The 11,354-nt window shown below is 66.5% G+C and carries 9 protein-coding genes; 8 read left to right on the top strand and 1 reads right to left on the bottom strand.

Annotated elements, in window-relative coordinates:
* The first annotated feature begins 4 nt into the window (after window positions 1-4).
* The 7 genes from N5B55_RS18930 to N5B55_RS18900 all read left to right on the top strand — a co-directional run bounded on the left by N5B55_RS18930 (window position 5) and on the right by N5B55_RS18900 (window position 8,221).
* The gene (locus N5B55_RS18930; protein WP_304541154.1) at window positions 5-1,123 is read left to right on the top strand and encodes an ABC transporter ATP-binding protein; all 1,119 of its coding nucleotides are present in this window, start codon (window positions 5-7) and stop codon (window positions 1,121-1,123) included.
* 33 nt (window positions 1,124-1,156) lie between these two features.
* Window positions 1,157-2,575: a D-arabinitol 4-dehydrogenase gene (gene dalD, locus N5B55_RS18925; RefSeq protein WP_304541152.1), complete on the top strand. Its 1,419-nt coding sequence runs from the start codon at window positions 1,157-1,159 to the stop codon at window positions 2,573-2,575.
* Between the two features lie 68 nt (window positions 2,576-2,643).
* Window positions 2,644-4,152, top strand: a complete 1,509-nt coding sequence (xylB, locus tag N5B55_RS18920) for a xylulokinase (protein WP_304541150.1) — start codon at window positions 2,644-2,646, stop codon at window positions 4,150-4,152.
* Entirely contained in the window at window positions 4,149-5,096 is a 948-nt protein-coding gene (locus tag N5B55_RS18915) for a carbohydrate kinase family protein (RefSeq protein ID WP_304541148.1), read from the top strand. Before xylB ends, N5B55_RS18915 begins: the two co-directional genes overlap by 4 nt.
* A gap of 80 nt (window positions 5,097-5,176) precedes the next feature.
* Window positions 5,177-5,509, top strand: a complete 333-nt coding sequence (locus N5B55_RS18910) for a YnfA family protein (RefSeq protein ID WP_304541146.1) — start codon at window positions 5,177-5,179, stop codon at window positions 5,507-5,509.
* A gap of 143 nt (window positions 5,510-5,652) precedes the next feature.
* A complete protein-coding gene (locus tag N5B55_RS18905) occupies window positions 5,653-5,970 on the top strand; it encodes a hypothetical protein (protein ID WP_154205754.1) in 318 nt (105 codons plus the stop codon).
* A 100-nt stretch (window positions 5,971-6,070) separates the two neighbouring features.
* Window positions 6,071-8,221 (top strand): ATP-dependent helicase, encoded by a 2,151-nt coding sequence (locus tag N5B55_RS18900; protein WP_304541144.1) that lies wholly within the window; start codon window positions 6,071-6,073, stop codon window positions 8,219-8,221.
* A 25-nt stretch (window positions 8,222-8,246) separates the two neighbouring features.
* Here the strand turns inward: N5B55_RS18900 and mdtD are convergent, their stop codons facing one another.
* Window positions 8,247-9,677: a multidrug transporter subunit MdtD gene (gene mdtD / locus N5B55_RS18895; RefSeq protein WP_103519153.1), complete on the bottom strand. Its 1,431-nt coding sequence runs from the start codon at window positions 9,675-9,677 to the stop codon at window positions 8,247-8,249.
* 190 nt (window positions 9,678-9,867) lie between these two features.
* On the opposite strand from mdtD, the gene fumC reads away from it, so the two are divergent.
* Window positions 9,868-11,256 carry a class II fumarate hydratase gene (gene fumC / locus N5B55_RS18890; protein ID WP_154205752.1) on the top strand — a complete coding sequence of 463 codons (1,389 nt, stop codon included), beginning with the start codon at window positions 9,868-9,870 and terminating at the stop codon, window positions 11,254-11,256.
* The last annotated feature ends 98 nt before the right edge of the window (window positions 11,257-11,354 follow it).

The following is an 11,354-nucleotide window of genomic DNA, read 5'->3' as shown; positions in this document are numbered from 1 at the left end:
CGCCATGGCCAGCCTGACCCTGCGCAATCTGCAGAAGCGTTACGAGCAGAACACCGTGCTGCACGACATCAACCTCGACATTGCCGACGGCGAATTCGTCGTCTTCGTCGGCCCTTCGGGCTGTGGAAAATCGACATTGCTGCGCACGATTGCCGGCCTTGAGGGCATCGACGCCGGCGACCTGCTGATCGGCGAGACGCGCGTGAACGACGTGGTACCCGCCAAGCGCGGCATTGCGATGGTGTTCCAGTCGTACGCGCTGTATCCGCACATGAGCGTGTACGACAACATGGCCTTCGGCCTGAAGCTCTCGGGCATGAAGCACGAGGCCATCGACCGCGCCGTACGCCGCGCCGCAGAAGTCCTGCACATCGATGCGCTGCTCGATCGCAAGCCGCGCCAGCTCTCCGGCGGCCAACGCCAGCGCGTGGCCATCGGCCGTGCCATCACCCGCGAGCCGAAAGTCTTCCTGTTCGACGAGCCGCTCTCCAACCTCGACGCCGCGCTGCGCGTGAAGATGCGCCTGGAGTTCGCCCGGCTGCACGACGCGCTGAAGACCACCATGATCTACGTCACGCACGATCAGGTGGAAGCCATGACGCTGGCCGACAAGATCGTCGTGCTGCGTGACGGACGCATCGAACAGGTCGGCTCTCCGCAGGCGCTGTATCACCATCCGGCCAGCCAGTTTGTGGCGGGCTTCATCGGTTCGCCCAAGATGAACTTCCTGCGCGGCAGCGTCGTGCATGCCGATGCGTCGGGGGTGTCCGTGGCGCTTGCAGGCGGCCAACAGCGGGTGGCCGTATCGCCGGGTGAACTGCGTGCGGGGGATGCCGTCACGCTCGGCATCCGCCCGGAGCATCTGCATCTGGACGCAGCCGGCACGCTACGGGGCACCGTCACGCATATCGAGTCCCTGGGCGACGTGGCCTATCTGCATGCCGACTGCGAAGCCGCATCTGACGGCCTGGTGCTGCGCGTGCCGGAATCGACCCGGCTCGCGCATGGCAGCACCATCGCGTTGGCGGCAGACGCCACGCATTGCCATCTGTTCGACGCCGAAGGCCGCGCGCTGCCGCGCCTGCACGCCCCGCAGGCCCAACAATCCCAACACGCCGCCTGAGGGTCACCCCGTCCAACGTTGCACGCACCGATCATGCCTTCCCCCAACGCTTCTTCCACCTGGCTGCACCTCGGTGCCGGCTCCTTCCATCGCGCCCATCAGGCGTGGTATCTGCATCGCCTTCGCGAGACCGGCGACACGTCGTGGCGCCTGGCGCTGGCCAATATTCGCGACGATGCCGGCTCGCTGCTGCATGACCTTGCCGCACAGCGCGGCGCCTACACGCTGGAGACGGTCGACACCGCCGGTCATCGCCAATACACGCGCATCCAATCGATTGATGCGGTGGTGCCGTGGGATGCCGAACTTGCGGCTCTGTGCGAGATCGGCGCGGCAGCCGACACGCGCGTGATCTCGTTCACCGTGACGGAAGGCGGCTACTACCTCGACCAGCAACACCAGCTCGACGCCACGCAGCCGGACATCACCGCCGACCTGCGCGGCGGTGCCAGCACGCTCTACGGTGCCCTGGCGCGCCTGCTGCGCCTGCGCTTGCAGCGTGGCGGCGCACCGATCACGCTGCTCAATTGCGACAACCTGCGCCACAACGGCGAGCGCTTCCGAAGCGGCCTGCGCCAGTTCCTCACGCTGCGCGGCGAGCCCGGTGACAGCGACCTCATCTCATGGCTCGACGCGCACGCCAGCACGCCCAACACGATGGTCGACCGCATCACGCCGCGCCCCACCGACGCCTTGCGCCAACGCGTGGCGGCACAAACCGGCTGGCAAGACCGCTGCCCCGTGATGGCCGAGACCTTCGCGCAATGGGTGGTGGAAGACGACTTCCGCGCCGGACGGCCCGCGCTCGAACGCGTGGGGGTGGAGTTCGTCGCCTCGGTGCTGCCGTACGAGGAAGCGAAGATCCGCGTGCTCAACGCCAGCCACAGCTGCATCGCGTGGGCCGGCACGCTCCTGGGGCTGCAGACGATCGATGAAAGCGTGGCGGTGCCGTCCATCCACCGCATGGCGAGCGATTACGTGACCGACGATGTCATCCCCTGTCTCACGGCCAACCAGCCCAGCCCCATCGACCTGGCCGCCTACCGCGACACCGTGCTCGACCGTTTCGCCAACCCACACATCAGGGACACCAACCAGCGCGTGGCGGCGGACGGCTTTTCGAAAATTCCCGGGTTCATCACGCCCACGCTGGCGGAATCCTTTGCGCGCGGGCATGTGCCGCTTGCCACGGCGATGCTGCCGGCGCTGTTCTTTGTCTTCCTGGAGCGCTGGCACGCCGGCACGCTGCCGTATGCCTATCAGGATGGCCAGTTCGATCCGGTTGCCGCACATGCCATGCTCGAGGCCGATGACCCGGTTGCCGTGTACTGCCGGAACGCTGCGCTGTGGGGCAGCCTTGCGGGCACGGAAGCGCTCACCGGTCTTGTCCGCAACGCCATCGGGCGTGTGCGGGCGTGGCTGGCAGTCGAACAAGGCGCCACTGCCGGCTAGTCATCGACAAACGCAACGGCGGATTCGCGCGACAATCCACGGTTCAAGCAACCGGACCCGGCGGCCTCATGTACCTCGGCATCGATCTCGGAACCTCGGAAGTCAAAGTGCTGTTGCTCGATGCAGCGGGCACCATCGTCGGCACGGCCGGGGAGCCGCTCACCGTATCGCGGCCGCATCCGGGTTGGGCCGAACAAACGCCGGAAGATTGGTGGCAGGCCACCAGCGCCGCCATCGGAAAACTGCGTGATGCGGCGCCGGAGGCCTTCGCTGCCACCCGCGCCATCGGCCTGTCGGGCCAAATGCACGGCGCGGTGCTGCTCGACGCACGCAACCGCGTGCTGCGTCCAGCCATGCTCTGGAACGACACGCGCAGCACGGCCGAATGCGTTGAACTGACGCGCCGTGTGCCGAACCTGCACACCGTGGCCGGCAACCTGGCGATGCCCGGTTTTACCGCGCCGAAGCTGCTGTGGAGCGCACGCCATGAACCCGATGTGTTCAACGCCATCGACTGCGTGCTGCTGCCCAAGGACTACCTGCGCCTGCGCTTGACAGGCGAGCGCGCGTCCGACCCCTCGGATGCGGGCGGCACGCTATGGCTGGACGTGGCACGGCGCGCGTGGTCCGACGAACTGCTCGCCGCGACGGGCTTGGCACCCAGCAAGATGCCGCGCCTGGTGGAAGGCAGCGCCCCCAGCGGAACGCTGCTGCCCGAGGTGGCCGATGCATGGGGCCTCGCGCATGGCGTCGTCGTGGCTGGCGGCGGTGGCGATGGTGCAGCCAGCGCTGTAGGCATCGGCGCGACTCAGCCCGGCGATGGCTTTCTGTCGCTGGGCACATCGGGCGTGATCTTTGTGGTCAACGACCGCTTCCGTCCGAACCCCGCCCAAGCCCTGCATGCGTTCTGCCATGCGCTGCCGGGGCGCTGGCACCAGATGAGTGTGATGCTTTCCGCCGCGAGCTGCCTGCGCTGGTTCTGCCGGCTGACGAGCGTGCCGGAAACCACGCTGCTGCCTGAAATTGCCGCGCTGGCCGCCACGGAACAAACGGAACGCCAGTCAGCGCCGTTCTTCCTGCCCTACCTCAGCGGCGAACGTACGCCGCACAACGATGCGTTTGCGCAAGGCCATTTTCACAACCTCACGCATGCCAGCGACCGCGCCGCGCTGGGCTATGCCGTGATCGAAGGCGTCGCCTTCGGCATGGCGGATGGCCTGGACGCCTTGCGCGCAGCCGGCACACAGGTGACCTCGCTCTCGTTTGTGGGCGGCGGCTCGCGCAGTCCGTTCTGGGCGCAGTTGCTGGCCGACACGCTCGACACAGAACTGACCACGCATGTCGGCAGCGAAGCCGGTGGCGCGCTCGGTGCTGCCCGCCTGGGCTGGATGGCCGATGGCGGCATCGAAGCAGCTGTCTGCGCCAAGCCGCCCGTGCAAGCCACGTATCGGCCCGATGCCGCACGCCACGCGCGGCTTGCTGAACGCCTATCCACGTTCCGTGCGCTGTATCGGCGAGCTTCGCCGCTGCCGGTCACGCCCGCCACCCAGTCGACCAACCTGCCCTTGCCCGCATGACCGATGCCCTGCCACTGCCCCGCCTTGTCGTCTTTGGCGAAGCGCTCACCGATTTCCTGCACCAAGGCAACGGCCAATGGCTCGCCCGGCCAGGCGGCGCATGCTGGAACGTGGCGCGCGTGGCGGCGCGTCTGGGTGTACCCACGGGCTACGCCGGCGCCATCAGCAACGACGTGTTCGGCGATGCGCTCTTCGCCGATTCCCAGGCCGCCGGGCTCGACCTGCGCTATCTGCAGCGCGTGGATCGCTCGCCGTTGCTCGCGATGGTCACGTCGACCCAGCCGCCGCACTACTTCTTCGTCGGCGATGACAGCGCCGACCTGCATTTCGATGCGCAAGCCCTGCCCGCCGGGTGGCAAACCGCCGCGGAAATCGCCCACTTCGGCTGCATCAGCCTGGCGCGCGAGCCGCTCGGCAGCCGCCTCGTGGCGCTAGCCGAAACGCTGGCCGCGCAAGGCACTCGCATCACCTTCGACCCGAACTGGCGCACGGCGATGAACGCTCCGCACTACGCGCCGCTGCTGCTGCGCATGGCTGCCATCGCATCGGACATCAAGGTGTCGGATGAAGACTTGCGCCAGCTGTTTCCCGGTGATGCCGATCCGCTCGCCACGCTGCGCACCCTCGCGCCGCAAGCCGACATCCTGCTCACGCTCGGGGCCGACGGCATGGAATGGCTGGCAGCGGTGCACGGCGGGCAAGACGATGCGCGTATCGCCCAACCGGCCTTTGCCGTGCCGGTGGCGGACACCGTCGGCTGCGGCGATGCCGCGATGGGCGCCTGGCTGGCGAGCCAGCTGCAGTCGCCCGAGGCGCCACCGCAGGCGCATCTGCGCCAAGCCGCTGCGGCGGCCGCCCTCACCGCCACGCGCGCCGGCGCGTATGCGGGCACGCAAGCCGAAATCGATGCGCTGCTGGAGGCGCACGCCGCCTCGCCCGCCTGAGATCGGGTGACCATCGCGGCAGCGCCGCCCCACATGCCACAATCGGCGCCGTCTACGTCTTCATTGCTCCGGGGCCCGATTTGGAACTGCTTCGTATTGCCGTGCTGTTTGCCGTCACCGCCGTGGCGGAAATCGTCGGCTGCTATCTGCCTTGGCTCGTGCTGCGGCAAGGCAAGCCGATCTGGCTGCTGGTGCCGGCGGCCGCCTCGCTGGCGCTGTTTGCGTGGTTGCTGACATTGCACCCGACCGCGGCCGGCCGCACCTATGCCGCATACGGCGGCGTGTATATCGCCGTGGCACTGGTGTGGCTGCGTCTGGTCGACGGTGTGTCGCTCACCCGCTGGGACATCGGCGGCGCGGCCATTGCGTTGACGGGCATGGCCGTCATCGCCCTGCAGCCGCAGGCCAATTGATCGGATTGCACGCGATATTTAGGTTTTCCTGAGCGAAACGGAACCCTAAGCTGCCGCCATGATCGGAGGGTGGATCATTGCTGCGGCCACCGCGCTGCGCGCCGGTCACCTACTCACCCAACCGTTCTGTTCTGGAGGCCACGATGCCTGCCAACACCCTCAAACACCTTGCCGTGGCCACGATGCTGATGACCGCAGCGATGACCGCCTCGGCTCTGACCACGTCAACGTTCACTTTCACCGATCAGGATCTGCAAGGGATGCTCGCGCACAGCCAGCCTCCGCAGCCGATCCAGCCGGCCAAAGCCACCGAATCGGCGTCTCCTGACCGGCTCCGCGTCGGCCTGAGCGATCCGGGCACGCAGCTCGTGCTGCCCTGGTTCCTGGCGGATCTGGTGGACGCGGTCAACCGGCGGGCATCCCCGCAGGACTTCGCGAAAAAGCTGCGGGACGGGATCTGATCGGCCAACGTCGCCGGCCTTCCGTCCGCCGCTCTTACTTTCCGCAGGCAGGCATCACAGTGCTGTATATTCATACAGTTATTTTTTGTGACGCCCTGCCGTGCTTGCCGCCTCCCCCACCCCAGACACCGCCAATGCGCCGGCCACGCCGGGTTACCTGGCCCAGCTGAACGACCAGCAGCGCCAGGCGGTCGAGTTCGGTATTTCGGGGGCAGACGCAGCGGAAACCGGGCCGCTGCTCGTGCTGGCCGGTGCCGGATCCGGCAAGACGCACACCCTGGGTTGGCGCGTGGCGCACCTGGTAGCCAACGGCGCCGATCCGCAACGCATCCTGCTATTGACGTTTTCCCGCCGGGCGGCGAGCGAACTGTCGAACCGTGCCGGCCACCTGCTGGCGCGAGCCATGCAGGGCGAGCGATCGAACAACGCCCTCAATTCGGCCGGCACTTCGTACAAGACCACGCTGCCCTGGGCCGGCACCTTCCACGGCATCGGCGCGCGCCTGCTGCGCGAATATGCCGAGCGCGTGGGCCTCGCCCTCGATTTCACCATCCATGACCGCAGCGACTCGGCCGATCTGCTCAACGTCGTGCGCCATGAGCTGAACCTGTCGACCAAGGAACGCCGCTTCCCGCTCAAGCAGACCTGCATTGCGATCTACTCGCGCGCCATCAACGCCGAGAGCCCGCTGAACGCCGTGCTAAAGCACCACTTTCCGTGGTGCGCGATGTGGGAGACGCAATTGCGCACGCTGTTCGATGCGTATGTCGAAGCCAAGCAGGCGCAGCACGTGCTCGATTACGACGACCTCCTGCTCTACTGGCACGCGATGGTGTCCGACGCCGAACTGGCGGCCGAGATTGGCGCCCGTTTCGACCACATCCTTGTCGACGAATACCAGGACACCAACCGGCTGCAGTCGTCCATCCTGCGTGCGTTGCGCCCGGACGGCCGCGGCGTGACCGTGGTGGGCGACGACGCGCAATCGATCTACGCATTCCGCGCGGCGACGGTGCGCAACATCCTCGAGTTTCCGCGCCACTTTTCGCGGCCGGCGCACACGGTGCTGCTGGAGCGCAATTACCGTTCGACGCAACCGATTCTGGATGCCTCCAATGGCGTGATGCGTTTCGCGACGGAGCGCTTTGCCAAAACGTTGTGGACGGACCGCGCATCGACGCACCGGCCCCGCTTGATTTCAGTGCGCGACGAAGCCGAGCAGGCGCGCTGTGTGGCTGAGCAGGTGTTGCATCACCGTGAAGGCGGGCTGACGCTGAAATCGCAGGCGGTGCTGTTCCGCACCGCAAGCCACAGCGCGCCGCTGGAGATCGAGCTCACGCGCCGCAACATCCCGTTCGTGAAATACGGCGGCCTCAAGTTTCTGGAGGCGGCGCATGTGAAGGATGTGCTGTCGGTACTGCGCTGGGCCGAGAACCCGCGCAACCGCATTGCCGGGTTTCGCGTGATCCAGTTGCTGCCAGGTGCAGGCCCCGCCACGGCGGCACGCGTGCTCGACGCCATGGCGGAAGCGGCGGACCCGATTGCCGCGCTGCTCGCCTACGAGCCACCTGCGCGGCTGGCCGGCGACTGGTCAGCACTGATGGCGCTCATGCAAACCTTGCGCACGCCCAAAGACAGCCTGGAATGGGCTGCTGAACTCGAAGCCGTCGGCGCCTGGTATTCACCCCACATGGAGCGCCTGCACGACGATGCGGCCGTGCGCCAGGGCGATCTGGACCAGCTCGCCCGCATGGCCGCAACGTACGCGACCCGGGAGCGCTTCCTGACCGAGATGACGCTCGACCCGCCCGAGCTGACCAGCGATGAATCGGGGGACCCCTACCGCGATGAGGACTACCTGATTCTCTCGACGATCCACTCATCGAAAGGCCAGGAGTGGAAGGCGGTGTATGTGCTGAACGCCGTGGACGGCTGCATGCCGGCCGATCTGGGCGCCGGCTCGCACGAAGAACTGGAAGAAGAACGCCGGCTGCTTTACGTGGCGATGACCCGTGCGCGTGAGCATCTGGACATCCTGGTGCCCCAGCGTTTCTACGTCACGCAGCAAACACCCAATGGCGATCGGCACATCTACGCGTCGCGCACGCGCTTCATTCCGCCTGCGCTGCTGCCGCTGTTCGAGGCATGCGCGTGGCCGGAACCGGAGCCCGGCGCGGACCCCGCAGCCGAAGCGCGCGCCGCGGCCAAGGTGGACCTCAGCAAGAAAATGCGCGGCTTCTGGAAAAAATAGTCAGCCTGGTCGCCGAAGCGGGCGTTCAATGCACTTCCATCTCGGGCCGCTTGACGACGTGCGTTGACTCGAAGCGGGAGAGCTGCGCGAAGATCCACGCGGCCGCGCAGGTCATGACGCCCACACAGACAAACGTCTTGTGGAAGGCCGCCAGCGTGTCGCGCCCTTCCGGCCCGGCGGTAAAGTCGGTAAAGCCCGTCAGCAGTGCGCCGGCGGCGGCCACGCCCAGGCTCATCGACAGCATCATCACCATCGACAGCATGCTGTTGCCCGCGCTGGCCAGCGGGCCCGTCAGGTCCTTGAGCGTGAGCGTGTTCATGGCCGTGAACTGCATCGAGTTGAACGTGCCGAAGATCGCCAGTTGCACGATGCGCAGCCACACCGGCACGTTGGGCGTCATCACGGCAAAGCTGGCCATCATCAGGCCGACCATCACCGTGTTGACAGAGAGCATGCGGCGATAGCCATAGCGCTTGATGGCCCAGGTGCCCAACGGTTTGGCGGCCATGCCGGCAGCAGCCACCGGCACCATCATCAGCCCGGCCTGCAGCGGCGTGTACCCGAGGCTGACCTGCAGCAGCAGCGGAATGAGGAACGGCATCCCGCCGCTGCCGATGCGTGCAAACAGGTTGCCGAGCACGCCAATGGAGAAGCTCGGAATGCCGAACAGCGTGCGCGGAAACAGCGGCCCGACCACGCGCCCAGCATGCAGCCAGTAAGCCGTGAGCGCCGCCAGACCAAAGATCAGCAGCACCAGCACCGTCGCGTGCTGGAAGCCCAGTTCGGACAGCCCGTCGAGCGAGAACGACACCGCCGCCATGCCGAAGGCCAGCATCAGATAGCCGGACCAGTCGAAGCGGCTGTCGTCTTCAGCGTGCACATCGGGCATGACCTTGAGCGTGACCAGCGCGCCGATCACCCCCACGGGAATGTTGATCAGGAAGATCCAGTGCCACGACACGGCCTCCACCAGCCAGCCCCCCAGCGTCGGGCCGATCAGGGGGCCGATCAGCCCCGGGATGGTGACGAAACTCATGGCCGGCAGGAACTGCTCGCGCGGCACCACGCGCAGCACCGTCAACCGCCCCACGGGCATCAGCAGCGCGCCGCCCACCCCTTGCACCACGCGTGAGGCAATCAGCATGGTCAGGCTGCGCGATTCCGCGCACAGCAAGGAACCGATCGTGAACAGGAAGATGGCGGCGAAGAACATCTTTCGCGTGCCGAAGCGATCGGCCAGCCATCCAGACGCAGGCATCAGCATGGCGGTCGTCAGCGTGTAGGCGATGATGACCGACTGCATCTTCAGCGGGCTCTCCGACAGGCTGCGCGCCATGGCCGGCAAGGCAGTGTTGACGATCGTGGAATCGAGGGTCTGCATGAACAGACCCATCGCCACCAGCCAGAGCAGCGGTTTCAAGGAGGGGTCGACGGAGGCGGAGGGCGTGGTGGGCATGAGGCGGGGCAGAAGCGGCAGAATGCGGCGCAGCCGCCATTGTGGCGTGCCTCGCCTGTGCCCGCAAACCGTGTACCCAACGCGCGGGAATGTGTAATGTGCCGCCATACCGCCCCTACCACCAACAAGGACACCGCGCTCTGCCTATACTGGAGCGTTCATCCCAGTCACTTCGTGCCATTCCTCTGCCATGACGACCCGTACCGAACGCGACACCTTTGGCCCCATTGAAGTCCCTGCAGACCACCTGTGGGGCGCACAAACGCAACGCTCGCTGCAGAACTTCGACATTGCCGGCGACCGCATGCCCCGCGAGCTGATCGACGCGCTCGCCCGCATCAAACGTGCCAGCGCCGTCGTCAACCATCGTCTCGGGCTGCTCTCCGCAGACAAGGCCAACGCCATCGTCAGTGCCGCCGATGAGGTCATCGCGGGCAAGCACCCGAACGAATTTCCTCTGGTGGTCTGGCAGACGGGTTCGGGCACGCAGACCAACATGAACATGAACGAGGTGCTCGCCAACCGCGCCAGCGAGCTGCTCGGCGGGGAGCGTGGCGAAGCGCGCCTCGTGCATCCGAACGATGACGTGAACCGCAGCCAGTCGTCCAACGATGTCTTCCCCACGGCGATGCACGTAGCGGCCGTGACGGCCATCACCCGGCACCTGCTGCCCTCGCTCCGAACGCTGCGGGAGACCCTCGCCAAGAAAGCTGCGGATTTCAACGACATCATCAAGATCGGCCGTACGCACCTGCAGGATGCGACGCCGCTCACGCTGGGCCAGGAGTTCTCCGGCTACGTTGCCCAGTTGCAGCACAACGAAACGCATCTGAACGCCGCCCTGCCACACCTGTGCGAACTCGCGCTGGGTGGCACGGCGGTCGGCACCGGCCTCAACGCACCGGCCGGTTACGCCGAACAGGTGGCCGAAGAGCTGGCGCAACTGACCGGCCTGCCCTTCATCACCTCGCCGAACAAGTTCGAGACCATGGCCTCGGCCGATGGGCTGGTGCATGCGCACGGCGCGCTGAAAACGCTGGCGGCCAGCCTGACCAAGATCGCCAACGACATCCGTTGGCTGGCCAGCGGCCCGCGCAGCGGGCTGGGCGAAATTTCCATCCCGGAGAACGAGCCCGGCTCGTCGATCATGCCCGGCAAGGTGAACCCCACCCAGAGCGAAGCGGTGACAATGCTGTGCGCGCAGGTGTTCGGCAACGACGTCGCCGTGAACGTGGGCGGCGCGTCGGGCAACTTCGAGCTGAACGTATTCCGTCCGATGATCGCCTACAACTTCCTGCACAGCGTGCGCCTGCTGGCCGACGGCATGCGCAGCTTCAACGATCACTGCGCCGTGGGCATCGAACCCAACCGCGACCGCATCGACGAGCTGGTGCAGCGCTCCCTGATGCTGGTGACGGCCCTCAACCCGCATATCGGCTACGACAAATCGGCGCAGATCGCCAAGAAGGCGCACAAGGAAGGCACCAGCCTGCGCGAGGCCGCCCTGGCGCTGGGCTATGTCACGCCCGAGCAGTTCGATGCCTGGGTGCGGCCGGAGAACATGGTCGGCGCTAAATGATTTGTCATCGGGCCGCGGCTAGCAGGGCGCGGCCTATCCTTTTTCTTTTTTCCTTTTCCACTGCCCGTTTCAAGCGCGCCGGCACGCCCGGCGCCCTT

The organism is Ralstonia pickettii (assembly GCF_030582395.1).
GTDB classification, from domain to species: Bacteria; Pseudomonadota; Gammaproteobacteria; order Burkholderiales; family Burkholderiaceae; genus Ralstonia; species Ralstonia pickettii_D.
Note: the sequence above shows the minus strand (reverse complement) of the source record. Positions and strands in the feature narration are given on the sequence as shown.